General features: G+C 42.1%; 25 protein-coding genes and 1 pseudogene. 13 read left to right on the top strand and 13 right to left on the bottom strand.

All coding sequences use genetic code 11. The features are described 5' to 3' along the window. The first annotated feature begins 226 nt into the window (after positions 1-226). The 3 genes and pseudogenes from F8S12_RS03590 (at position 227) to F8S12_RS40215 (ending at position 4,110) form a co-directional block, all read left to right on the top strand. Positions 227-1,852 (top strand): TAXI family TRAP transporter solute-binding subunit, encoded by a 1,626-nt coding sequence (locus F8S12_RS03590; RefSeq protein ID WP_196514826.1) that lies wholly within the window; start codon positions 227-229, stop codon positions 1,850-1,852. Between the two features lie 352 nt (positions 1,853-2,204). After that, complete coding sequence (locus tag F8S12_RS03585; RefSeq protein WP_196514825.1) at positions 2,205-2,924, top strand: response regulator transcription factor; 720 nt, start codon at positions 2,205-2,207, stop codon at positions 2,922-2,924. Positions 2,925-3,327: 403 nt separating this feature from the next. Continuing rightward, a pseudogene (locus F8S12_RS40215) lies at positions 3,328-4,110 on the top strand (protein rep). A gap of 55 nt (positions 4,111-4,165) precedes the next feature. Here the strand turns inward: F8S12_RS40215 and F8S12_RS03570 are convergent. Beyond that, on the bottom strand, positions 4,166-4,651 hold the full coding sequence (locus F8S12_RS03570) for a hypothetical protein (RefSeq protein ID WP_196514822.1): 486 nt from the start codon (positions 4,649-4,651) through the stop codon (positions 4,166-4,168). A gap of 264 nt (positions 4,652-4,915) precedes the next feature. Between F8S12_RS03570 and F8S12_RS03565 the strand changes: the two genes are divergently transcribed. Beyond that, a complete protein-coding gene (locus F8S12_RS03565; protein ID WP_196514821.1) occupies positions 4,916-5,233 on the top strand; it encodes a hypothetical protein in 318 nt (105 codons plus the stop codon). Further along, positions 5,230-5,598 (top strand): aspartyl protease, encoded by a 369-nt coding sequence (locus F8S12_RS03560; protein ID WP_094330896.1) that lies wholly within the window; start codon positions 5,230-5,232, stop codon positions 5,596-5,598. The genes F8S12_RS03565 and F8S12_RS03560 overlap by 4 nt, the downstream gene beginning before the upstream one ends. Positions 5,599-5,658: 60 nt before the next feature. On the opposite strand, the gene F8S12_RS03555 is transcribed toward F8S12_RS03560, so the two are convergent. From F8S12_RS03555 to pdxA, 3 genes are read right to left on the bottom strand one after another with little or no spacing between them, the layout of a single operon-like run. Then, positions 5,659-6,051, bottom strand: a complete 393-nt coding sequence (locus F8S12_RS03555; protein WP_230967761.1) for a helix-turn-helix domain-containing transcriptional regulator — start codon at positions 6,049-6,051, stop codon at positions 5,659-5,661. Beyond that, positions 6,044-6,382: a type II toxin-antitoxin system RelE/ParE family toxin gene (locus tag F8S12_RS03550; RefSeq protein ID WP_230967760.1), complete on the bottom strand. Its 339-nt coding sequence runs from the start codon at positions 6,380-6,382 to the stop codon at positions 6,044-6,046. The genes F8S12_RS03555 and F8S12_RS03550 overlap by 8 nt, the downstream gene beginning before the upstream one ends. Before the next feature lie 39 nt (positions 6,383-6,421). After that, complete coding sequence (gene pdxA, locus F8S12_RS03545) at positions 6,422-7,504, bottom strand: 4-hydroxythreonine-4-phosphate dehydrogenase PdxA (RefSeq protein WP_196514820.1); 1,083 nt, start codon at positions 7,502-7,504, stop codon at positions 6,422-6,424. 198 nt (positions 7,505-7,702) lie between these two features. Between pdxA and petM the strand changes: the two genes are divergently transcribed. From petM to F8S12_RS03510, 6 genes are all read left to right on the top strand, one after another. Continuing rightward, the gene (gene petM / locus F8S12_RS03540; RefSeq protein ID WP_118167852.1) at positions 7,703-7,807 is read left to right on the top strand and encodes a cytochrome b6-f complex subunit PetM; all 105 of its coding nucleotides are present in this window, start codon (positions 7,703-7,705) and stop codon (positions 7,805-7,807) included. A 205-nt stretch (positions 7,808-8,012) separates the two neighbouring features. After that, on the top strand, positions 8,013-9,011 hold the full coding sequence (locus F8S12_RS03535) for an SDR family oxidoreductase (protein WP_196514819.1): 999 nt from the start codon (positions 8,013-8,015) through the stop codon (positions 9,009-9,011). Between the two features lie 130 nt (positions 9,012-9,141). Beyond that, positions 9,142-10,059 (top strand): NAD(+) kinase, encoded by a 918-nt coding sequence (locus tag F8S12_RS03530; protein ID WP_196514818.1) that lies wholly within the window; start codon positions 9,142-9,144, stop codon positions 10,057-10,059. A gap of 285 nt (positions 10,060-10,344) precedes the next feature. After that, positions 10,345-11,031, top strand: a complete 687-nt coding sequence (gene nblR, locus F8S12_RS03525) for a response regulator transcription factor NblR (RefSeq protein ID WP_196514817.1) — start codon at positions 10,345-10,347, stop codon at positions 11,029-11,031. Positions 11,032-11,255: 224 nt separating this feature from the next. Beyond that, positions 11,256-11,762, top strand: coding sequence for a DUF192 domain-containing protein (locus tag F8S12_RS03520; protein WP_196514816.1), 507 nt, complete (start codon positions 11,256-11,258; stop codon positions 11,760-11,762). Between the two features lie 501 nt (positions 11,763-12,263). Next, positions 12,264-12,491: a DUF2949 domain-containing protein gene (locus F8S12_RS03510; RefSeq protein ID WP_094352561.1), complete on the top strand. Its 228-nt coding sequence runs from the start codon at positions 12,264-12,266 to the stop codon at positions 12,489-12,491. A 512-nt stretch (positions 12,492-13,003) separates the two neighbouring features. Here the strand turns inward: F8S12_RS03510 and F8S12_RS03505 are convergent. Beyond that, positions 13,004-14,158 (bottom strand): pyridoxal-phosphate-dependent aminotransferase family protein, encoded by a 1,155-nt coding sequence (locus F8S12_RS03505; protein ID WP_196514815.1) that lies wholly within the window; start codon positions 14,156-14,158, stop codon positions 13,004-13,006. 914 nt (positions 14,159-15,072) lie between these two features. Next, positions 15,073-17,694, bottom strand: a complete 2,622-nt coding sequence (leuS, locus tag F8S12_RS03500) for a leucine--tRNA ligase (protein WP_196514828.1) — start codon at positions 17,692-17,694, stop codon at positions 15,073-15,075. 85 nt (positions 17,695-17,779) lie between these two features. On the opposite strand from leuS, the gene F8S12_RS03495 reads away from it, so the two are divergent. Beyond that, the gene (locus tag F8S12_RS03495) at positions 17,780-18,235 is read left to right on the top strand and encodes a gamma-glutamylcyclotransferase family protein (RefSeq protein ID WP_196514814.1); all 456 of its coding nucleotides are present in this window, start codon (positions 17,780-17,782) and stop codon (positions 18,233-18,235) included. A 16-nt stretch (positions 18,236-18,251) separates the two neighbouring features. Here F8S12_RS03495 and F8S12_RS03490 read toward each other — a convergent pair whose 3' ends face one another. From F8S12_RS03490 to F8S12_RS03480, 3 genes are all read right to left on the bottom strand, one after another. Next, positions 18,252-18,866 carry an anti-sigma factor family protein gene (locus F8S12_RS03490; RefSeq protein ID WP_196514813.1) on the bottom strand — a complete coding sequence of 205 codons (615 nt, stop codon included), beginning with the start codon at positions 18,864-18,866 and terminating at the stop codon, positions 18,252-18,254. A gap of 152 nt (positions 18,867-19,018) precedes the next feature. Then, positions 19,019-19,675, bottom strand: a complete 657-nt coding sequence (locus F8S12_RS03485; protein ID WP_196514812.1) for a sigma-70 family RNA polymerase sigma factor — start codon at positions 19,673-19,675, stop codon at positions 19,019-19,021. A gap of 370 nt (positions 19,676-20,045) precedes the next feature. After that, the gene (locus F8S12_RS03480) at positions 20,046-20,234 is read right to left on the bottom strand and encodes a hypothetical protein (protein ID WP_196514811.1); all 189 of its coding nucleotides are present in this window, start codon (positions 20,232-20,234) and stop codon (positions 20,046-20,048) included. Between the two features lie 703 nt (positions 20,235-20,937). Here F8S12_RS03480 and F8S12_RS41915 point away from each other — a divergent pair. Continuing rightward, positions 20,938-21,534, top strand: coding sequence for a L,D-transpeptidase (locus tag F8S12_RS41915; protein ID WP_331001339.1), 597 nt, complete (start codon positions 20,938-20,940; stop codon positions 21,532-21,534). Between the two features lie 54 nt (positions 21,535-21,588). Here F8S12_RS41915 and F8S12_RS03470 read toward each other — a convergent pair whose 3' ends face one another. The 4 genes from F8S12_RS03470 to devC form a co-directional block, all read right to left on the bottom strand. Continuing rightward, the gene (locus F8S12_RS03470) at positions 21,589-22,125 is read right to left on the bottom strand and encodes a late competence development ComFB family protein (RefSeq protein WP_196514810.1); all 537 of its coding nucleotides are present in this window, start codon (positions 22,123-22,125) and stop codon (positions 21,589-21,591) included. Between the two features lie 77 nt (positions 22,126-22,202). Beyond that, complete coding sequence (locus F8S12_RS03465; protein WP_442946783.1) at positions 22,203-22,379, bottom strand: hypothetical protein; 177 nt, start codon at positions 22,377-22,379, stop codon at positions 22,203-22,205. A gap of 121 nt (positions 22,380-22,500) precedes the next feature. Continuing rightward, positions 22,501-23,436, bottom strand: coding sequence for a M23 family metallopeptidase (locus F8S12_RS03460; RefSeq protein ID WP_196514809.1), 936 nt, complete (start codon positions 23,434-23,436; stop codon positions 22,501-22,503). Between the two features lie 508 nt (positions 23,437-23,944). After that, on the bottom strand, positions 23,945-25,117 hold the full coding sequence (gene devC / locus F8S12_RS03455) for an ABC transporter permease DevC (protein ID WP_196514827.1): 1,173 nt from the start codon (positions 25,115-25,117) through the stop codon (positions 23,945-23,947). Positions 25,118-25,138 lie beyond the last annotated feature (21 nt).

The raw sequence follows: 25,138 nt of genomic DNA, 5'->3' as shown, positions 1-25,138 counted from the left end.
TGCCCCCTTTTTTAAGGGGGGTTGGGGGGATCAAAAGCCTGTGGGGCAACTCTAAAAGACTTGTGTGTACACCGTAGCTTTTTAAGGGGGGTTAGGGGGGATCAACAAGTGCCTAAAATCACAGCAAAATACTTTTCAAACATCCTCTTACAAACCTTGCAAAGAAATGGTATAAAATATTTTTAGAATGTTCTTGAGTACTTGATAAATCAAACTTTTTATAGGTATGACAACATCTAAAAATATTGCTAAATCCAACTTTTTAAGTTCTTTTCCGAATGATGATCCTCTATCTAAGATCGTTTTTTTGAGTCTTGGGTTGATAAGTATAGGGTTAGTTGCAGCAATTATTTGGAATTTGATAAATCGTTTAACAGCACCTCAACTTACTCTAGCGGCTGGCAATAAAACGGGGGAAAGCTATATCATCAGCGAAGCTATAAAAGAGGTAGTTGAACGCAGATCCAACATCAAAATTATTGTAGAAGCAACTGATGGCACAACAAGAAATCTAGAGATGTTAGAAGAGGGTAAGGCTCAGTTAGCAGCAGCTCAAGCAGATGTTGCAACTCAGGAAATGGATATGTTGGCAAACAGCAAGGCTAAATTAGCAAATCCTCAGGCAAAAACTGTAGCAGTATTATATCAGGATCTTTTTCAGTTAGTTGTTAGAGATCCCAAAATTGAGCAATTCGTTCAACTTAAGGGTAAAATCATTGCTATACCTGCTAGTGGTGGGCAATATAATTCTTTTCTCAAAGTAGCGGCTCATTACGGTCTGAGCGAAAACGATTTCAAAATTACAGGCTTAGACAGTAGCGGCAAACCTATTGCCAATTATGATGATCAAAATGCAGATATAGATTTTCGCAACCAAAGGGCAGATGCTGTGTTTCGCGTCCGCGCTTCAGGTAATAAATCTATCTTCGATCATGTGAAGAATAATCAGGGACGGTTACTGCCTATTCTTCAGGGGCAGGCAATGAAAATTAAGTACCCTACGTTGATAACCGCTATTATTCCCCAAGGCGCATACAGAGGCAATCCTCCTATGCCTACAACTGATTTGCCGACAGTAGCAGTACCCAGACTACTATTAGCAAGTGACAAAGTAGATGCCCGTGTAATTCAAGAATTTACTCGGATTATATATGAATATCGTCGAGAAATAGCTAATGCGATCGCTAAAGATCATGCTGAAATTAAACCCTTGATTGCTAGCATTAATCGCCCTAATACTACGGATAATATTAGTATTTCTCTTCATCCGGGGGCTTTCGCCTTCTATGAACGAGATAAACCCTCTTTTATCCAAGAAAATGCTGATTATGTAGCTTTGTTATTAACATTTATTTTGCTCATAGTTGAATGGTTTCGCCAATTTAAGTTATGGATTGAACGAAGTAGAAAAAATGAAGCTGATGAGTATCTTCAGTCAACTCTAAAGTTAATGAATGACAGTCAAACCAATCTTGATGATAGACAAAAACAACTGGATGATACCTTCAAAAAAGCGGCTGAAGCTTTGGTTGCAGAAAAGATTTCACAGGAGTCATTCCGAACTTTTAACGAAGCTTATAAAACTACTAGAGAAGCAATAGAACGAGACAGACAACTTGCTCAGGAAGCCATTGAACAAAAGCAGAGAGAAGTTTCTGCTAAATACATCAAGGCAGTGGTTAAATTATTACAAGATAGCCAGCTAAATCAACATCTAATTCAACAAGAGCTAGATAAAATTCTTGCCCAAGTAGCAAATGATTTGGTGAGAGAGAATATCTCTCAAGAATCATTCAGGACTTTTGTTGATGCTTACAAAACCACAAGAGATAAAATTGTTAATAAAAGTTGAGAATTATAAATAAGTGGCTAGGTGTTGTCAGCCGTGAGTAGGGGAATTGCGTATATACTGAAGATCAGCGTCTGTACTATTTGCGATTATGGAGATGGTCTTCAATTACACTCGTCTTAAGTACAAAAGTTAAAATTTATACAATATAAATCCAAAATTATACAATACTTATACATTGTAATGGCTAAGGTTTTCATCAACTTCATGGAAAATTAATTGTGTACAGGTACTACAGTAGTAATCGTAGTTACTAAGCAGAGACGGGCGTGAATCTACCCTCAACAGGAACACGTAAAGCAAAACTAGCGCAACAGCAAATCGCCCAATCAATAATAGGCAGCAAGGCAGCATTATGGTTATGGTGACCGCTACTAGTCCCAAAATTCTGATTGTCGATGACGACTTCGGCGTCCGAAATCTCGTATATCGTTTTTTAAGTCGGAAATATCAAATAGAGTCGGCAGCAGACGGTAAGACTGCCTTATCGTTATTTGAGCAATTCAACCCAGCCTTAGTGATTCTGGACTGGAATTTGCCGGATGTTAATGGCTATAACCTCTGCCAAGAGATGCAGAGTCGTAATAATGTTTTAGTGATGATACTCACTAGTAGGACTGACGAGGCTGATAAAATTAAAATCTTAAGCGCAGGTGCTGATGATTTCATGACTAAACCGTTTAGTCTTGCAGAAATTGAAGTTAGAGTAGAAGCTCTTTTGAGGCGGATACGCTACATTAACACCTCGCCAACACAACGTATAGTTTTCAAGCAGCTAGCAATTAACCCAGAGGGGCGGGAGGTAACACTTAACGATAAGCCTCTCACCTTAACAGCTCTGGAATTTAATATCTTACATTTTTTGGCAAGTCATCCAGGTCAGGCTTGGAGTCGCCCACAGTTAATCCAAAAAATTTGGGGTTGCGACTACGCAGGAGATGGACGGGTGGTTGATGTGCATATTGGTCAGTTGCGTAAGAAGATGGAAGTCGATGCCAGCATACCGGAGTTTATTAAAACTGTGCGGGGCTATGGTTACAAGTTTGAAGCGCCTGACGAGATTACTAATTTGTAATTCGTAATTCGTAATTCGTAATTCGTAATTAATCAGTACTTGCACTATTGTTTACTAATGGAGAAAAAAAGTGCATTTAGGCATGGGGTAATAATTATAAATTATCATGACATCTGACTTACCTAAATACTTTTACTGAGGCTTGACCCTATAACTTGCGTTAATTTGGGGCGTTGATACAAACTGATTCGGTGATTTCGTGTCTGCTCAAGCCTCAGACAGTAACTTTATTACTTTTAATATATCGTCTCAAGATAAGTTCAAAAAAAATCAAAATGTACAAAGCTTATCCGAAGTTTCGCCTATAGGTAAAATTTGGGATAAACACAGAGCTAATACTGATAAAGTCTTGCATTATTACGCCAAAGCAGACGAAGATTATTTTCAGCAATATGCTTGGCGGATGAGAATGTGTTCCGAGTTGCTGAAGTTTCAATTAGTGCCAGAAGAATCGGAAGGTATTCTCAAGTTAAAGCTATCAGATGCCCGATTTTGTAGAGTTCGTCATTGTCCGGTTTGTCAGTGGCGGCGATCGCTCATGTGGAAAGCAAGGGCTTACAAAATTCTCCCACAGGTTGTCACTGATTACCCCAAGCACCGTTGGCTATTTGTCACCTTGACTGTAAGGAATTGCCAGATTGAGGAACTCAGGGAAAACTTGGATTCGATGAATAAAGGTTTTAAGCGATTCACTGAATTGAAAGCATGGCCTGCGAAAGGTTGGGTGAAGTCCACAGAAGTAACTAAAGGTAGAGATTGAGTCTCAGCACACCCGCATTTACATATTTTGGCAATGGTGCCGCCTTCGTATTTCAGTCATGGCTATCTTTCTCATGCCAAATGGGTAGCGTTGTGGCAGCAGTGCTTGCGGATTGATTACCAGCCTGTTGTTCATACTAGCGCGATCGCAAAACATCATAACCCATCACTACTTATCCCTGAAATTCTCAAGTATCAGGTGAAAGAGTCAGATTTGGTGGGTGATAGAGAATGGTTTTTAGAGTTAACCCGTCAATTGCATAAAAGTAGAGCGATCGCTGTTGGGGGTATACTCAGGCAGTATATGCGCGAATTAGAGGAGAAAAACCAAGACCTCATTGATGAAAGTGAAGAGACAGATGAGGTAGATGGAGAAAGTTTGTATTTCCGATGGGAGCGCAAGTTACAAAGATTTAATATAGAGTGACATCAGCGATACAAGAACAGCCTCATAATCCTTACATGAAAAGGATTACATAAGTTTAGAACCGTAAATCCTGTGACTTAATCCGGCGAAAGGACAAAGACCAGCGATCAGATACAACCGGAAGTAGTTCATGGGGAATACTAGAATCAAACTTAATAACCTGACCATCTTCAAGCTGATATTCCTGATTACCGATGCGGAAAGTAGCATGTCCAATATTTACTAATACTACCAAAGGTTCAAAAACAGAGTGGTCACAGTGTTCGATCATGCCACCACCTGGACGATAATGGCAGAGTAAGGCACAATCCCATCCTGGAAGAATGCGATCGCCAAGTCGATTAACCCTCGCATCCCAATGTCCTTTCTTGATTTTCGCATTAGGCTTTAGTAGTATTACCTCGTATCCAAACCATTTGTGAGTTCGATCAAAAGCAACCCGACTAGAAGACATTGACTTCATGCCAAATTGATGATTAGTCCAATCATGAAGACTTTGAAGGTCAGTACGAACGTATCCAATAGTTATATCGGAATTCATTATTAACTCCTAAAAATCAAAATTCATTAATCCAAAGTGAAAAAAAGAAGTAAATCCTATCCACTCAAGCAGTAAACAACTGTATTTCACTCATTACTCCAAGCGTTAGCTGGCTCAATCTTCGTTACAACACGAAGGGCACAAAAAAAAGAAATCCCAGCCACCCAACGAGTGGATGACTGGTTAAATTGCCTTTACTTGAAGCTAGTAAATAGCTTCGATGATTTAGTTGTAAAATCTCAAAATAGATTGGGAAAAATAACAATGACTAATCCAAAGCCTATTCGCACAGTTCGTCGAGGAAGAATATTCCCTGATATTCAGTGGTCAGAAGAAAAAAAAGCTCAATGGAAAGCTGAACAAGAGGCATTTTACCAACGCTCTAAAGTTATTTTTGACCGAGTTCAGCCAGAATTAATCAAAAGTCACCACAACTGGTATGTAGCTGTTGAACCTGAGAGTGGAGACTATTTTACTGATACAGATGAATTAGCTGCTATAAATAAATCTCGTCAGCAGCACCCGAATACTCCGGTGTTTATATTTCGGATTAATGAAACAGGAATAGCTGGCACAATATGATTCAAGGCAGCTTTGGTGATGAGGAACAGCTATTTTTTGAAATAGAGTTGATTACTGCTGATGGTTTAGAATTACCTGTCGATGCCATGCTAGATACAGGATTTTCAGGCTGGCTAGCCATTGACAAGCAGGATTTAGAGGAATTTGATTGGGTGTATTTAGGTGAACGAAATATGCAACTAGCAAAGGGGGAAGCAAAGTTTGATATCTACGCTGGAAAAGTGCGAATAGATGGACAAGAGTTTAATATCCCTGTTTATGCAGGTGATGGAGTTTCAGAAGTTTTACTCGGTCGTGAGTGGCTCAAAAATCGACGGTTGGTAGTGGATTTATCAGCAGGATTGTTAACCCTAGAAAACAGTTGAGAAAAATAAATTGGTAAGGTATAAGAGCGAGTGATTTAAACTATCCTTAAGAAATCACCTTCATGCTGACTTCACTGTTAGGGACTCGCGTAAAAATAAAATACCAGCTAGACAATCTGTATGAAGTAGAAGATTCCAAAATTTCATTGGTACATTATTAAACCGCAAGTCCCTTACTGCTAGCTGTAATCCCAATGCATCCAGTAATTTCCTCAGACAATAAAATTCAATTTCTCCTTGCTCAGATAACATCAAGTCGAGTTGCTCATAGGATTGTTTAACTTGCGCTGGAAACCGATCAATTCCACCCTGTGCCTCAATCACATTTGTGAGCGCTTTTCCTAACATTTTAGGATCACCCTCTTCTATAACTACTTCGATATAAGATGCTGCTTCTAGTGGGTCTTGGAGATGTTTAATTAGTCCTTCGTGATAGCTTACACTTCTAGGCATTATCTTTACTCCTATAGTCTTTCCAATATTCCTGAGCTTTACCAATATCTCGTTCCTGAGTGCTTTTATCTCCACCACACAAAAGAATAATAATTGTTATCCCTTCTTGTCCAAAGTATATGCGATAACCTGAGCCATAGTCGATTCTCAATTCAAAAACACCTTCTCCAACTGACTTACAATCACCTAAATTACCATCTTCAACTCGGTCAAGTCTGGCTCTTATTTTAGCTTTTGCTCTTCTATCTCGCAGAGAATCAAGCCATTCATCAAAAATATTTTTTCCATCTACTGTCAGGTAATCCCTAATTTCTCTTGGTTGCACTTCCATGATTCTTTGGACAAGTCTATTTATAAATCATGAAATAATTCATAGTTTTCTCGCCGCCAATCTTTGACTAACCAACTCAGCCGCTAAATGTATTGCTGCTTTCATACTCGTAGCATCAGCAATTCCCTTACCCGCAATATCAAACGCTGTTCCATGATCTGGTGAAGTGCGAACGAAAGGAAGACCAATAGAAGTATTAACTGCCCGATCAAACGCCATCAGCTTTACAGGAATTAAGCCTTGGTCGTGGTAAAGTGCTAGATAAGCATCAGCAGGATTTTGTACTAAAGAATTTCCATACCAAGCTTGACCAGGTTTAACCCACATCGTATCTGGTGGTATCGGCCCATCTAGCTGTAATTGTGGTCGTTTTTGCCGCTCTTGCTCTAACCAGGGAATTAACCAATCCTGTTCTTCATGTCCTAGTTGTCCCTGTTCGCCACTGTGGGGATTCAAACCGGCGATCGCAATTCTTCCTCTCTCTATACCAAAATCCCTCTCCAAACACTCCACCAGCAAATCTAGTTTCTGTGTCAATAACTGCGGTGTCAACGTATCAGCTACTTGACGTAGGGGAATATGTGTGGTAGCAAGTAAGGTGCGGAGCGTCCATCCAGTATGGGGCGATCGCGCTACAAATAACATTCCAAAACGGTCAACACCTGATTTTTGTGCCAAAAGTTCCGTTTGCCCTGGATAATTATACTCTGCGGCTTTCCAAGCAGATTTAGCGATGGGCCCCGTGACAATAGCATCAAATTTACCAGCAAGTGTTTGAGCGATCGCATATTCCATATACGCAAAACTAGCCGCACCACTCGCCGCATTACCTATTCCTGGGATAATTTTACCTTTAATTTCCCCATCTAATTGCACATCGCTGACTAACAACTCGTCTGGATTTGCCAAAGGTGCTAGATTCTCAGTTAAATTTAGTTTGTGATAAGTCTGTGCCAGCAAATCCGTGTTACCTACCACTGTAACGTCATATTTTGTACTAATTTCCGGCTCTGCTAAAGCTTTCAAAATCACCTCCGCCCCAATCCCCGCCGGATCTCCCAACGTCAGCGCCAAACGTGGGCGATTTACTTTGCCAAAATTCCCTAAATTAATTTGATACATAAAATTTCTTCATAATTATTATCATCAAATTTGCCCATCTTCCCCTCTCCCAACAGTAGGGATTGCCTTCCAAACCAGTAGGGATTGCCTGCTAAACTAGTTTAAAATTATTTACACTGGTCTAATCCTACAGCAACTATTGAAAAGCTTCTGGTAGACCTAGTTTACACACCACTTTGCATAAGGAGAATCACACCAATGGGCGGCGAACTTTTGAATGCAGCTCTATTGTCTTTCGGTTTAATTTTCGTGGGCTGGGGCTTAGGCGCGTTGTTACTGAAAATTCAGGGCACAGAAGAATAATAGAGTGCTGAGTTAAGAGTTATTATTCTTCCCACTCCCTTTTTCATTGAAATGGGAAAAAAGCTTGTCCGGTTAACGGGCAAGCTTTTTTCCCATAAATCTCTCTAGATAAATTAATTTTCTGAGAAAAGATGTAAACTTTTGTTTGCATAGGTTATTCTGATAACATTCTTTTCATAAAACATTAAAATTTATTACAACCCTCATGACATTATTAATCGTCGGTGCAACTGGCACCTTAGGAAGACAAGTGGCTCGTCGTGCTATCGATGAGGGGTATAAAGTACGCTGTCTTGTGCGGAGCAGCAAAAAAGCAGCTTTTCTCAAAGAATGGGGTGCAGAACTCGTACCGGGAAATTTGCGTTACCCCGACACTCTAGCGGAAGCTTTAGTTGGTGTAACCCAAGTTATTGATGCGTCAACCTCTCGCCCTACAGATTCACTCAGTATCAAACAAGTGGACTGGGACGGCAAAGTAGCATTGATTCAAGCAGCAAAAGCAGCAGGTGTAGAGCGTTTTATCTTCTTTTCGATTTTGGATGCTGATAAATACCCAGAAGTGCCGTTAATGGAAATTAAGCGGTGTACAGAACTCTTCCTGGCTGAGTCAGGCTTAAATTATACCATCTTGCGGCTAGCTGGGTTTATGCAAGGCTTAATCAGTCAGTACGGGATTCCCCTTTTGGAAGCACAGCCAGTTTGGGTAACTGGTAATTCTTCTCCCATCGCCTATATGGACACTCAGGACATTGCTAAGTTTGCTATCCGAGCATTGAGTGTACCAGAAACGCAAAACCAAGCTTTTCCTGTAGTAGGTACTCGTGCATGGAGTGCAGAAGAAATTATCAGCCTATGTGAACGCTTATCTGGAAAAAACGCCAAAGTAACACGGATGCCAATAAACTTACTGCGTGCCGTCCGGGGCTTAATGCGGTTCTTTCAGTGGGGATGGAACGTAGCGGATAGGCTAGCGTTTACAGAAGTATTGGCTAGTGGTAAACAGTTAAATGCTTCAATGGATGAGGTATACACAGTCTTTGGCTTAGATCAGCAACAAACTACAACCCTAGAAAGCTATCTACAAGAGTACTTCAGCCGAATTATGAAGAAGCTCAAGGAGTTAGACTATGAGAAAAATAAAAACAAGAAGCAGAAACCTAAAAAAACTCCTTTTAAACAGTCTTCAAAAGTCAATAGTCAATAGTCATTACAAAACACACATTAGTCATTAAACTCTAGACTCTAGACATCTGAATCCAGATTAATGACTACATGACCAAAAATGTGTAAGGATTACATAATATAAAGCATCGCCTAAACTTGGATATTTGAGTGTGCCGAAAGCAGGCATTATCTACAATGACATTAAACCGATAGCGGGTCGTGTCGCTATCGAGTTGAAAGACAAGCTAACCGCAGCCGGTTGGAATGTATGTATCACATCGAGTATCGGTGGCATCCTGGGCTACTCTACCCCTGAGAGTCCCGTATGCCATACTCCCATTGATGGTTTGACGCCCCCTGGTTTTGATTCAGATATGAAGTTTGCAGTGGTGTTAGGGGGAGACGGCACTGTTTTAGCAGCGTCTCGTCAGGTAGCCCCCCTTGGTATTCCACTGCTAACAGTGAATACTGGTCACATGGGCTTTTTGACAGAAGCTTTCCTGAATCAATTGCCCCAAGCATTAGAGCAGGCGATGGCGGGTGAATATGAAATTGAAGAACGAGCCATGCTCACCGTCAAAGTGTTTCGGGGAGACTTAGTGCTGTGGGAAGCCCTATGCTTGAATGAAATGGTTTTACATCGAGAACCTTTAACCTCTATGTGCCATTTTGAAATTGTCATCGGGCGTCATGCACCAGTGGATATTGCGGCGGATGGTGTGATTGTTTCTACGCCTACTGGTTCTACAGCTTACTCATTAAGTGCTGGTGGCCCAGTTGTTACTCCAGGCGTACCTGTTTTACAACTGGTACCCATTTGTCCCCATTCCCTAGCTTCTAGAGCATTGGTATTTCCTGATACTGAATCAGTCAACATTTACCCAGTAAATATTCCTCGGCTAGTGATGGTGGTGGATGGCAATGGGGGATGCTACATCCTACCAGAGGATCGAGTATATATGGAGCGATCGCAATATAGTGTCCGATTTATTCGCCTGCAACCGCCTGAGTTTTTCCGAGTTTTGCGCGAAAAATTAGGTTGGGGTTTGCCACACATTGCTAAACCAACTTCGGTAGAATTGCCGTAATCATTTGTCATTTGTCATTCTCTTCCACTCCCTACTTCCCACTCCCCACTGCCTAATTTACTGATTTCCTTCCAGAATTACTGATGTAGGGATGGTATTTGGAGTTAGTTATTAAGATTGCATCGGAGAATTCGATGGCTGATACCTGAACGTGCTAAAACATCCTAAGCAGCGTGTCAAATCAGGATTGCTCCATCATTAAAAACTCGTAATTGCACTTTTAACTGATGTAAAGATTTTCTTTGAAACATTTTTACAATCCAAAATCCAATATCCCAAATTGTTATGACAGCTGCTCAAAGTCCCTGTGTTTTGGTGATTGAAACCGATGAGAACCTAGCAAATCAGCTTTCTTGCGACTTGCAAGAAGCCGGCTATGAATCGATTTTGGCTCATGATGCGACGAGTGGTTTGCAATACTGTCGCGATCGCCAGCCTGCTTTAATTGTTTTAGACCGGATGCTAGCAGGAGAATCAGGACTCTCATTGTGCAAAAATCTGAGAAGCAATGGTATGCGATCGCCTGTATTGATTTTAATGGCAAGGGATACAGTCGATGATCGGGTAGCTTGTCTAGAAGCTGGAGCTGATGATTACATCCTCAAGCCTTACCGCTCGGAAGACTTTTTGAAGTTGATTCGCCTCTACTTAAAACCTGATGTCGATACCACCGAGCAGTTGCGCTTCGGGGATTTAATTTTAGACATAGCAACTCGTCGGGCCATACACAACGGACGCGCAATTGACTTGACAATGAAGGAATTTGAACTATTAAAATTCCTAATGGAACATCCTCGTGAGGTATTAACCCGCGAACAAATTCTGGAAAATGTCTGGGGTTATGACTTTCTAGGTGAATCGAATGTAATTGAAGTGTACATTCGCTACTTGCGCCTAAAAATTGAAGATGAAGGTCAAAAGCGCCTCATTCAAACGGTGCGAGGCGTAGGGTACGTTTTAAGAGAATCCTAGTACAGGCAGAAGTTTTTGCCTCGTTCCCAGTCTGAGACTGGGAATAGCACACTTGGAGGCTCTGCCTCCCACCTAAGCGGCAGCAAGCCCAATCAAGAGCATTCCTTCTCACAATCTGGAAACAAAATTTTAAAACAGCTGTGTTACGGGATAAATAAAAGCCGTCGGTTTTCTAGCTTAAATTCTGTAAAATTGAAATCTAAATTACAAAATCAAAAAACTATATGACTCGTTGGCTAAGTTTGCTCTCAATCTTGCTAAGTATTTTCCTAATGGGCTGTTCTGTGCCAACAACAGCTAAACCTCCCAGCCTCACCTCTGGTTCTCAAACTCCAGCACCAGAGAGTTTAGGTCAAACACTACCAATTTCTGCCAAAGCCATTGTTCCTAATGGCACAACGATTCAGTTAGAAGTGGCACAGACACCAGAACAGCAAGCCAAGGGATTGATGTATCGCCCAGCTTTGCCAGATGACCGAGGGATGCTATTTGGGTTCCCTTCAGCACAACCAGTCAGTTTCTGGATGAAGAATGTACCTGTATCCTTGGATATGGTATTTCTACAGAATGGTGTAGTTAAATATATTCAGCCTGCTGCACCTCCTTGTCTAACTGAGCCTTGTCCTACCTATGGCCCCAATACACCAATCGACAAGGTGATTGAACTTCGGTCGGGGCGAGCTGCCGAATTGAAGTTGAAAGTGGGCGATATTGTCAAAATTGAGTTTTGAGACTCAGGTACTCTGTGGGTATAAAAATTTAGGTGTTTGCTTTGTTAGAAATCCTATACTATCGAAATATGTGTTATTTTTGTAAAAAATGTCACGTTTTGTGGTGAAACAGTTAGCTGTAACGCTACTTTTTAAAAAATGTGGTAATAATATACAATCCTACTGTCTCCAAGCTGAAATCATAGTTTTCAGGTTTGGTCACAAAATTATTCCCTTCGGCGCAAGTGTAAATACTCGCCAATAGAGGAGTATAGGCTATGGAATATTTGTTACAACATGTGTGATTAAATAAAGCACAGAAGTAAACAAGATGGAGCTAATTTAACTAGGTAAAAATGCTGCTTGAGAATCGAGCAGATGATTTGTACAAAAATTTCTATTTCCCAGACCCTCTATGGGCAGCCTCTCTTTAAAGCAGATTAAAGAAACTGTGCAGCCGATAAGGACACAGTGATAGATAAAATACTGCCTACTAGCTACCAAGTAATGGTGAACTGATATATGACAATACACTCTGCACAAGGAGGTGAAATACAAATGTCACCATCAAAATATTCTCGACTTATTCATTTTTTGCAAGAAGATTTGGCAATTTCCACAGCATCGCTGGCGGTGGCACTCCGGCATCGGGAGCAAGATCCGGGCCCTTTGACAATGATTCTTTGGCAGTATGGATTAATTACTCTAGAGCAGTTAGAACAGATTTATGATTGGTTGGAAACGGCATAGATCATATTAATTTTGGATTTTAGGTTGCACCTTTGCTGCGTTTTCCGCGCAACTTGGATTTTAGATTAAAAGTCTCTGTCATATCATGTCCGGTTGAACACTTGTCATTGCGTGTCATTGCGTGTCATTGCGAACGAAGTGAAGCAATCTCCAAACCCCTACGATTGCTTCACTTCGTTCGCAATGACATATCATAAGTAATTTACCGGACATGATATCAAAAGGCTGTTACCGGAATCTCAAACAATACTATTTATTCCAATTTGGCATCATACTAAGTTACCAAAGTTAGTTTTGTTTGGTGTTAAAGATGCCCTGTAAATCTCTCGAAAGCAAATAATACTATCTAGGGCAACTTGGTATGATTGAGGAAAATCAAGGGATGTTACATCCACTCTATCTTGTGCAAAGGTTGATGTATAGCTCTATTGATACAGTTTTTACTCATCTACACATAAATTCAAAGAGCGAGTTGATAATTTAACTCGCTCTTTTGATTTAGTGCTGACTACTCAGGATTGAGTAAACACTTTAACTGCTGCGGCTATACCAGATCCAGAAGTAAAGTCTTTGTAGCCAAGTTCTGTTAGGGTAACTTCTAAGGATGCTACACAACTAAGAATATCGCGATCGCTCACAAAGCCCAAGTGACCAATGCGGAAAATCTTGTTTGTCAGATGGTCTTGACCACCTGCTAGGGCTATATCAAAGCGCTTTTTCATCAATGACCGAATTTTATCCGGTTCAATTCCCTGTGGTGCTACAGCCGTAATCGCTGGACTGGCGTAACTATCTCCTGCTAACAGGGGCAAATTCAACCCTTGAATGGCGGCGCGGGTAGCATTCTTGAGCCGTTCGTGTCTAGCAAATATTGATTCCAAGCCTTCCTCTTTCATGATTCGTAACGTGGTGTGTAACGCTACGATCAAGTTCACAGGCGGAGTAAATGGAGTTGTATTTTTGGCTGTGGCTTTGCTATATTTGCCTAAATCCAGATAATATTTCGGTAATTTCGCGGTTTTGTATGCTTCCCAAGCCTTGGGGCTGACAGAGACAAAACCTAATCCAGGGGGAATCATATAACCTTTTTGGGAACCGGAGGCGACTATATCCAAACCCCAAGCATCCACAGGTAGATTGAACGCACCCAAGCTAGTGACGGCATCAACGATGATTAAAGCTTCACCGTGTGCTTTGACGTGGCTATTAATGGTTTCTAGGTCATTCAACACACCCGTTGAGGTTTCGCTGTGGGTGATGATTACGGCTTTAATTTGCTTTTGGGTATCTGCTTGGAGTTTTTCGGCAAATACTCCTGGGTCTAAGGGTTTTCCCCATTCAACCTTAACTTCTTCTACATTCAAACCGTAGGCTTGACCGACTTCTACCCAGCGTTCGCCAAATTTACCATTAGAGCCAACTAAAATGCGATCGCCTGGAGAGAGGAAATTAATTATTCCAGCTTCTACAGCACCCGTACCACTGACATTCAGCATCAATACATCACTTTGGGTTTGGTGTAGCCACTTGAGGTTTTCCGTCACCTCTGCCAATATATTGCTAAATTCACTGGTACGGTGTCCAATTGGATGCTTGGCTAATGCCAGTAACGCAGCTTCTGGCACTGGGGTTGGGCCAGGAATCATCAGCATCAGCTTATCGTTCATGTGTGTATCCTAAAGTCAAAATTGTAGAAAGTTGGTTAAGTCTGGTAGCAAGTTCTAGATATTAATCCACAAATTCCACTCAGTTATTCACCAGTCTTGTTGTATATTTTACAAACCCATAAGAAAAATATCGTAGGAGTTAATATCGGTTAACTTTACCTTTGCAATTTATACAGGACTCCAACTCAGATATAACCTCTGTTCCAGGCAATTTTACCACACACCTGGACACCAGGTTAAGGCGTTTACTCATAGAAGAGTGGCTATTTTAGCCAAAAGTGAAACGTCTATCTAGACTTTTACAATTTGAGGCACAGGTATGATGAATTCTTAAATTTTACCCATAATCCATGTCTTCATAAACTATAAGTTTTTATACTATACTTACAGAATTGCTCCAGTTATGCTTAGTCGTGTTAGTTAGCATTAATAGTGAGTCGTTTTTAACTAGTGTCAGTTGATAAACTGTCACTCCCCAGAACGCCGATTTTATTGCAAAAGAGATATTCTTAATTAGTGCAAGGAGTGATACCATTTCACCAAATGTTTGTCACAAGTTATCCCCGCAATGCTTCCTCCTCAGGAGGTGTTGCAGATTTCAAATGTTGCATCAAACGAGTGAGTTGGTATAAGCTTTTACGGGAAAGCGCTTGAGTGAGCAAAACTCTCAAGCGCTTTTTCGTGTATAAATAAAACACTCTTAGAATACTTAATCCAACATATACTTGATGACATTAGCATCCTGGCGATCGCATAGCTGCAACCTAAATTAACGCTAACCGAGTATCAACCAAAAACGATCCCCCCTGAGATCGCCTTAACTCAATTCTCCGCGCCCCTCTGCGCTTCCCTCTGCGCCACTTTGCGTTTAAACTTCCACCCTCAATTCTCCACGATTTTACGCAAACCTGTACTTAGCTGACTACAAAATTCACCAACTTTCCAGCCACCACAATTACCTTTTTAATCTCTTTGCCCTCAATATAACGCTGGGCAACTTCCGATTCCCGCGCGTATTTCTCCAACGCTGCTTTATCTGCTTGCGCCGGCACTTGAATCGAGCCGCGAGTTTTACCCATAATTTGAATCACTAAAGTAATTTCATCAGCCACCAAAGCCACCGAGTCAAATACTGGCCAAATTTGAGTGTGAACTGAATCACTTTCACCCAATAAATGCCATAATTCATCAGCAATATGTGGTGCAAAGGGTGCTAGCAACACAACCAAAGTCCGAATACCTTCTGCGTAAACTGGTGAATTTTTGCCGTCAGCATCAGTTAAAGCATTACTCAACTTCATCAATTCTGAAATAGCTGTGTTGAATTGATATTCGTCTTCCACATCTTCCGTCACCGCTTGAATCGCCGTGTGAATCGCCCGCCGCAATTCCTTTTCTGACTTACTTAAATCAGAGAGTTGGGCTTGCTTACGGGATACCCCAGCAGCAACATAATCTGTCACCAAACGCCAAACCCGATTTAAAAAGCGAAATTGTCCTTCCACATCGGCTTCATCCCATTCCAAGTCTTTTTCAGGCGGCGCTTTGAACAAAATGAACATCCGCGCTGTGTCTACACCATATTTGGAAATTACATCTTCTGGCGCTACACCGTTGCCCTTTGACTTAGACATGGTGGCGTAGAGACGTTGCAGTGGTTCACCTGTCTGGGGGTCGTGGGGGTCGGCAGAATTGACAAGATTAGAAGGAATCCATTTATCTTTACCACTTTTGTTGGGATTCAGGTAAGTTAAACCCTGTACCATACCTTGAGTTAACAGGCGTTGGAAAGGTTCGTCAAAATTTAATAAGCCTCTGTCCCTTAAGACTTTAGTAAAGAACCGTGAGTACAACAAATGTAAAATCGCGTGTTCAATGCCACCCACGTACTGATCTACTGGCATCCAGTCATTAATTTTACTAGAATCGAAAACCTGTTGTTCATTCTTAGCGTCAGGGAAGCGCAAGAAATACCACGACGAATCAATAAAAGTATCCATCGTGTCAGTTTCCCGCTTTGCCGGAGTCCCACAAGTTGGACAAGGGACATTTACCCAGCTTTCCAACTGAGTCAAAGGTGAACCGCCACGTCCAGTAAATTCAACCTCTTCCGGCAACTGTACTGGCAAATCTTCATCAGGCACCGGCACTATTCCACAATTGGGACAGTGAATTACGGGTATCGGTGCGCCCCAGTAACGCTGCCGCGAAATTAACCAATCGCGCAGGCGATATTGCACCCGGACTTTCCCAAAACCTTGTTGTTCAGCATATTCAATGATTGCTTGTTTAGCATCCACAGAAGTCATGCCAGTAAAAGCGCCGGAATTAATTAAAATCCCTGGTTCAGTGTATGCCTCGTTGTATTCAATTTGGATGAGTTGTGTGACTTCATCAATCTCTGATGTTGGAGTTAAATCAAAACCTGCAACATCAGATGGGGAAGCGATGACAAAATCAATCGGCAAATCGTAATTTTTAGCAAACTTAAAATCCCGGACATCGTGTGCTGGTACACCCATTACTGCCCCAGTACCATACTCATACAGTACATAGTCAGCAATCCAAATAGGCACTTCTTCCCCTGTAAACGGGTTAATTGCCTTACCACCTGTGGGAATACCCCGCTTCGGTTTGTCTTCAGCAGTACGTTCCAACTCACTTTGATTGGAAACCTCCTTAATAAAGGCTTCTACCGCCGCTTGTTGTTCTTTTGTAGTGACGCGCTTTGTTAAAGGATGTTCTGGTGCTAACACTAAGTAGCTGACACCATAAACGGTATCTGGGCGTGTAGTGTATACGCCGATTTTTTCGTCTATCCCAATGATGGGAAATTCTAAGTAAGCGCCTGTAGATTTACCAATCCAGTTTGCCTGCATCAACTTGACGCGTTCCGGCCAACCTGTCAACTTATCCAAGTCATTGAGTAATTCTTCGGCGTAATCGGTAATCTTGAAAAACCACTGCCGCAACAATTTGCGCTCAACTATTGCCCCACTGCGCCAAGAACGTCCTTCATTATCAACTTGCTCATTCGCCAGTACAGTTTGGTCAATGGGGTCCCAGTTTACAGCTGCTTCTTTTTGGTAAGCTAACCCCGCTTGCAAAAACTGCAAGAAAATCCATTGTGTCCACTTGTAATAATTTGGTGAACAGGTAGCAAGTTCGCATTCCCAATCAATGGATAAACCAAGACGCTGCAATTGTTGCCGCATCTGGGCCATATTTTGATAAGTCCACTTTGCTGGCGGCACACCACGGTCAATGGCGGCGTTTTCTGCTGGTAAACCAAAGGCATCCCAACCCATTGGGTGTATTACCCGACACCCTTGCATTCGCTTGAGGCGGGCAATCACATCGGTAATCGTATAATTACGGACGTGACCCATGTGTAGGCTGCCTGATGGATAAGGGAACATGGATAAAGCGTAGAATTTTGGCTTGTTGCTAGCTGTCGGTGTCTTATCTAAGCCAAGTTCTGCCCATGTTTTTTGCCATTTTTCCTCAATTGCTGCTGGGTTATATCGGGAATCCACCAAAAATTCTCCTACTGGGTCTGTTATCGTATCTGCCTCCATATTGTAAATGGTAGGCAAAGAAATCAAATGGTTAAAATAGGCGATGGTTGAATCAAATATAAAATTTTCTGATTTAGTGCGGGTTTTTGTCTACGGCACGCTCAAACCAGGTGAAGCTAATTATAAAAAATACTGTGCTAACAAGGTAGTAGATGTCAAAAAAGCTTTTGCACAAGGCAAATTGTTTGCTCTGCCAATGGGCTACCCAGCGATGACGCTAGGGGATAGCCAAGTTTACGGATATTTACTCTCTTTTTCCAACCCAAGAATTTTAAATGAGTTAGATTTACTGGAAAATTACCAGCCCACTAGACAAACACCAGAAAACCTCTATAATCGACAAACTATCGAGGTTTATGATCCACAGTCGCTCTCTTTGGGTTGGGCTTGGGTTTACTTAATGACTCTAGAACAAGTTGACCAATTAGGAGGTTACACGCAACCCAACGGCTGGTGGAGTGGGTGCGGTTTAACCGAAAAGTACAGTTATGCTCTGTAAACTGTTAACTTTGCGATTAGTTTATATCCTGTGTGGAGTCCTGTCTTTGAGGCTTTATCTGGTAGATTGAATCTTCAGGAGAAGCTACTGCTGCTTTAGGAATTTCAATTACCGGGTTATTTAGTCCCACCATCAGAGGGGAAGGCGGAATCATAGACGCTGAGGAGGTTTGTGCTGATTCTATTTGTGGTCGTTGTGCCATTTGAGGTGTCCTCGAACCACCAGGTAATAAACCAGATACTGCGCCGATAACACAGGCAGCAACGGCTGCACCGCCAATTGTCCAGCTTAAGCGGGAACGGCGACGCAAACGTGTCAATACTTGCTCAACTGTTGCTTCTGGTGACTGTTGGGCTGTTGGCACTGGGAGAGTCCGCAAGCCTTGGCGTAGCTTTAACAGTCGGGCATACAAGCATTGAACTGAGGCATCATTTGCCAGCCATTCTTCTACTTGCCTGCGTTCTATAGCCGTGACTTCACCATCGAGGTAAGCACTCAATAACTCGAAGCGATCGCGCTTCACCATATCCATAAGACCCGTTGATTCATTGGTATGATTGGCCATTCCATCTGGCAAATTTTCAGGAAGTTGCAAAGGAGAACAATCGTAAAACTGAGAATCAGTAGTCATCTTAACATTATTACCAATTCATACACTGCTAAAGTGAGGAAAAATTCGGAAAAATTGTTAATTTTCCTGCTAACGGCAGAAGCGATCTACTTTATAGTGATTCTTAATCAATGCTTAAATTCTGCCTAATAGCAGAGGCAAGATGTTGTAAATTAGGAGTCTAGATAATTCTGCAAGTGAGCTTGCAGCCTCGTTCTAGCTCTGGCTATTCTTGACTTCACAGTTCCCAAGGAAACTCCAGTGATTTCGGCAATTTCTTCATAAGCCATGCCTTCGATTTCTCTCAGGACAATAGTAGTACGAAACACCTCTGGTAAATCAGCGATCGCTTCCCGCAATTGCTCATAAAATTCTCTAGTTGTCAGTTCTTCCTCTGGCCCTGGGGTATCGCCGGCGATTTCCCAATCCATCTCGCCGTCCTCTAGCGATCGAGGAGCATCTAGTGACAAAGGACTCATAACCCGCTTGCGTTTCCGCAACTCATCGTAAAACAAGTTGGTGGCAATGCGGCTCAACCAGCCCCGAAATTTAGCAGGTTCTTGTAATCGGCTAATATTCCGATACACTCGAATCCAAACTTCTTGAGCTAAATCGGCTCTGTCAGCCCAATCTGGAGCCAGGTGGTATAGAACTCTATCAACTTGACTTTGATAGCGGCGTAATAGTTCTGTAAACGCAGCACGATCTGGTCGCAGTCCCGCTTGACAGCGCAAAATTAAATCGTGATTAGGGAGTTTGTCAACTTGCACTGATGCTTCTGGATAGTTTGCATCAACCGTTGACCAGGATGCAGTAATCGACTGACTCATAGATCGTACTGGCTCTAAGTTATCCCTATCTATTAGACCTGGTAATGGGTCAGAAGTTCCTAGCTAAGGTGACGGATTTGTGACTGTAACACTACTGAAGTCTACAAGTTTGGGTACATTGATAGCAATCAGGAGAGCTACTTTCTCCTTATACTGCTTGCATAGTTACCCTTGCATCCATCAGCTAACAAAGGCGCAACGAAATGCACACCTTGTTACTTTTTGCAACTGGGTACATACGCTTGATAAAAATAATTAAATCTGGTTATGAGGATGAAGAGAAAATTTTGTAATTTTAACTTGTTGATACCTTTAAAATTCGGGCAACAATTTCTGGAAGTTTGGTTGCTGTGGTTACTATAATGGTGAGTTATTTTTTTGATTTTGTTACCAGAATAGTTGCTGGTGGTTGTGGCCCGTAAGTAGCACCAGAGTTATTTTGCTCTGGTACGCGAACCTGAAAAAAGAAATTGAGGGAAAATGTAATTGTGGCTGCTAGCAATAGTTTTTCAAACATGGTTTTTCTCCCACCTACACCATTAATGATTGATTGCTGCATTTCAAAAGTTCCAGAGAACAATCCGAGTAGAGGCTTACGACCCTCAGAACTTCGGAGGAGTGAGGCTGCTCACTTGAAGTTTTGTTGCTGGGACAGTTTGCATAGTCTTAGTCTGCCCACAGGTGTTGGCAGATTTATAGCAGAAATGATAAGTATTGATAAATCTTTGATAAGCGGATGATGAACGCATCCAAATTGCTCGGCTGGATATGTCAGGGATAAACAATAGGCGATGGCAATGGTAAGAAACGAATCTGTAGGGCGTATGGTAATGTTGCTCTGTTTTGGTACAGCATTTTTATCTTTAGCTGTCCATTGGCGCATTACTACGGCAGAACGTCAGTTAGAGAAGTCTGCATCTACTTCGATGCAACGAGATTCTACCCTAACCAACCCTAAGGGAAGCCGCCCACAGGGAGTCTACAAGAATCTCTCGCAAGTGAGTTTAGGGGAAATTGCGTTGGGTGCATCTGTGTCCCCTGGTGAAGCCAGCCAAGGCTCAACTGGCCAGAGGGCGTCTACACCAAAGTTCTCTGCTGTTGAGTCTGCTGCTAAATCGAAAATAATTAAAAAGAATGTAGCTAAAGCAACTGCTCGGCGCACAATTGCCCGGAGGGTGTCTACACTCAAGTCTTTTGGTAAGCCTCGTACTAAGTCAAAAAAAATTAAGAAGAATGTAGCTAAAGCAACTGTTAAACGCACAATTGTCCAGAGGGCTTTCACACTCAAGTCTTCTGCTATCAAGCCTCAAACTAGGCCGGAAACTATTAAGAAAAATGTAGCTAAAGCAACCGAACTACCAATTAAGATGCAGCTAGTGGCACAAGCAGAAAGACAAAATCCAGTTGCGGATAGTTGGCCAAAAGCTCTATGGTCTCGCGTCTCAGCTCAACAAGTACCAGCTAATGGGCTTAAGACGCAGGTAGTTGTTGATTTAAGCGATCGCCGCACCTATGTATACGCAAAAGATGAGGTGATAGCCAGCTACCCCATTGCTGTCGGTAAGAAAGGTTGGGAAACGCCCACAGGTTCTTTCCAGGTGATACACATGCGACACTATCCAATCTGGCGTCACCCGATTACTGGCAAAGTATTTGAGGCAGGTACGAATAGCCCCTTGGGAGATAGATGGATTGGTTTTTGGTCAGATGGACGGAATGAAATTGGCTTTCATGGCACGCCAGAAGTTGACTTAGTAGGAACGGCTGTATCCCACGGCTGCTTAAGAATGCGTAATTCCGATGTCCGATTGTTGTACGAGCAAGTAAGTTTAGGGACAACAGTGTTAGTGCGTGATTAATTAAAAGTCTTTTGTCCTTTGTTTAAAACAAATGACAAAGGACTTTTAAAATTATCATTTTTGCTCAAAGTTAGGTGCATAAGTCTGGAGTAAAGCACTAACTTGGCGTACAACTTCATTGCCACTGTTTTTGCCTAAGGCTTGTCGTTCAGGGAAGAAATTAGGTCGATCTAGGTAACGGTTAATCGCCTCACTTACTTGTTGAGAAATTAATTCTTTCAGCTCTGCCTGAGCCGTTTCGCGCTGGAAGTTAGCACCTTCTTCTGTGGTGGCATACAAAGGTGGCAGCCGATTCAGAGCGTAAGCAGCAATATCCCCAACATCCAGAGAACTTTCACTAGTGGCTTCAATTTCTGCGACTCGGGTGATCGCTTCTGTCAGTACCAATTCTTCCATGACGTTAATGAATTGTTTGCGAGGTATCGCCACTACCTCACCAGTCAATAGTGCCCCCATCAACCGATCCAGCGCCATATACTCTTCAATTGAGAGTTCCGAGGCGTTGTCGCAGATTCTACCGACTTCTGCTTCCATTGCTGGTGTTAAATAACCATCCTGGAGAGCTTGTTCTACAATTTTTTCGATACTCATAACGCTTATCATCATTTCATTTATGTTTAGCCAAGGAAGGTAGGGACAGTATCAATCCAATTCATTATGCCTAATTCTCAAGGGTTCGTAACTACCTCACCAGTTAATAGTGCTCCCATCAGCCGATCCAGCGCCATAAGCTCTTCAATTGAAAGTTCTGATACGTTGTCACAGATTCTACCGATTTCTACTTCCATTGCTGGTGTCAAATAAGCATCTTGGAGAACTTGTTCTAAAATTTTTTTGATACTCATAAGGCTTATCATCCATTTATGTTAGCCAGGCAAGGTAGGGACGGGATAAATCCAATTTATTTTGCCTAATTCTCAGCAAAAAAAACCAAATTATGCACAGACGCGATCAACTCCACTTCTACTAATTAACGCCCTTGGTTCGCCAAGGTGTAGGATCAACAGATTGCCCGTTGACATACAGACCCCAGTGCAAGTGTGGCCCCGTAGAAGCACCTGTTGAACCTACTGCGCCAATTAGTTGACCAGCTTTCACAAAATCACCTTCTTTAACGTTAATACGACTCAGGTGCATGAAAATACTGTTTACCCCTTGACCGTGATCAATGCCCACTACGTTACCGTGAACCCGAAACCCTTGGGATACTCTACCTACCAAAGCAACTCGCCCAGAGGCTGGAGCAATCACGGGTGAACCGGCAGCACCAGCGTAGTCAAGGCCACGATGATAGTAGTCTTTTGCAAACTTACCATTATAGTAGCGTCGTACACCATAGGTTGTACTCATCCGCCCTGCATTTGGCTTGAGAAAGGCTCCATTCCAGTATTTTTCTGGTGTTTGTAATGCTTTAAAAGCTGCCACGCGCTTAAGTTCATACTCTGTGGCAGATGCGCTGGCTTTTCCTGGTGGCAGAGTAATCCGTTGTATGGGGAACTTGCGATTAAGGACATTCACTGCTAAGTTTTGCACTTGACCATCTCCCGCAACTCGAAGTGTTCTAGTTCCTGCTTTTTCGAGTGGAGTTGTGGGAACAAAAGCCCGATACTGATTGGGCGCAATCTCAAACGCTGGATATGTATTATTACCGTTAACTACTGTTGGATTTGTTCCATTGTCTGGATTATCTAAATTAATCTCTACGAATAATGTATCTCCTAATTTAGGATTAGTTGGAGTCACCTTTACTTGCAAAGCATCTACAGGTAATGCCAAGGTGAAGGGGATAACGGCAAATATTCCCTTTAACATGTTTATTGCGCGGCGATTATCTGTCAAACTTTTGACATCAAAACCGAAAAACTTCTTGTTTGAATTACTAACGCTATTCTCAATAATCATAGAAATACAAAAAATCCCTTGCTTGTGTTGGAAAATAGACTAACTTATTATCACTAGTGTTTCCTATTTGAAGCAGATGTTATTAAAAACCATCAATGTTAGAAAAGCCTCCAAGGACTTATGGACACAAGGGAAACACGGAGCAAGGCGCGAAAAAGAATGATTTGTAACTGTAATTTAGTGAATTTGTGTTAATTTTAATAACCAAGCTGTATGATAATTGATAACAATCATAAAATTTAACTAGATTGATGGCAAAGCCGTTCTTGTGGCTTGTCATAGGTATCACTTGTTAGATAACAAAGTAAACCCATTATGCTTACAGTCGCTACATAATAGTACTTCAAGGAAATCTGGGAAGCAACTAGACAGTTGTTCAACTTGCCTACTCTGTGCCGCCTTCTTGACTCGCGGCTCTGCCGCAATGAGGTGCATTTCCAGCCAGAGGCTGGAAACGAGGTTTTAAAGGAGTTGTAAAAATTTTTCCCTACTCCCTATTCCCCTAGTTTTAAAACATATCGGCGGGGTCGGTGGCTTGGAGTTTGCGGGTTGCGATCGCACCGGAGATTGCACACATAATAATGGTCAGCACTAATACCTGGAAGGCGCGAATCACAGTCATGTGCATGGGCAAATTTGTGGCACTGCGAGTCAGTTGATAAAGTGCTAAGGACACTCCCAATCCGGGAAAGAAGCCTAGTGCTGCCAATATTAAGGACTCTTCAAACAACACACCTAGCAAGTAGTAATTGCGATATCCCATTGCTTTGAAGGTGGCGTATTCCCGAATGTGAGCATTAACATCGGTGGAAAGGACTTGATAAACAATAATCACTCCTACCACAAATCCCATCAATACACCCAGGCTGAAAATAAACCCAATTGGGGAATTTGTTCTCCAGAAGTTATTCTCAAATTCAATAAATTCGGCATGGGTTAATACTCTGACATCATTTCTTAGGTAGGCTTTCAATGTTGCTGCGACTTTTTTCGGGTCATAACCTGGTTTGAGAAGAATCAAACCTAGACTGACACTGCTTGACTGTCGCCCGGAAAATAGTCGCATAAAGTTCTGATCGCTGGTGATTAGGTTGCCATCAGCGCCAAAGGAAGCCCCGACTTGGAATAAGCCACTAATGGTAATTGTGCACCCTTCTATTTCGGTAGTCAGGGTTTGACCTTGGTCAATTTGGGCGATCGCTTTTTGATAATCTCCTCTGGCACCACGATCTAACAAGACGCTATTAGGCATTTTTATCGCCTGCAATTGCTGGTTAACATCTGGTAAGTCAAAAGCTGGCTTATCTGGGTTGAACCCGATAACTAACACTCCCGTCTCACGGTGTGTTTGGGGATTTTTCCAGATTGTGTTGTTGAAATACATTGGTTCTGCCGACTTTACCCCTGGTATATCCATTGCTTGGTAAATTCGCCGACGAGAAAATGTAGACAAGCTTGGCAAGTTACGAGCTTGGGGGCTGGTTAACACAATGTCTGCTTGCAAACTGCGATGCAGTCTAGTGTTACTGTCATATAGCGCAGTCTGAAAACCCATCTGCATAAACATGAGAAGATCCGCAAAGGCAATGCCTAACAATGCCACCAAAAGACGGCTTTTTTCATGATTCAGTTGCAGCCATCCTAGAGGTGTTCTTCGCCGCAGTTGTTCAATCAATCTCATCATAGGGAGTGGGGAGTGGGG

The sequence above is a fragment of the Nostoc sp. WHI genome (assembly GCF_015714725.1).
Taxonomy (GTDB): Bacteria; Cyanobacteriota; Cyanobacteriia; order Cyanobacteriales; family Nostocaceae; genus Nostoc.
Note: the sequence above shows the minus strand (reverse complement) of the source record. Positions and strands in the feature narration are given on the sequence as shown.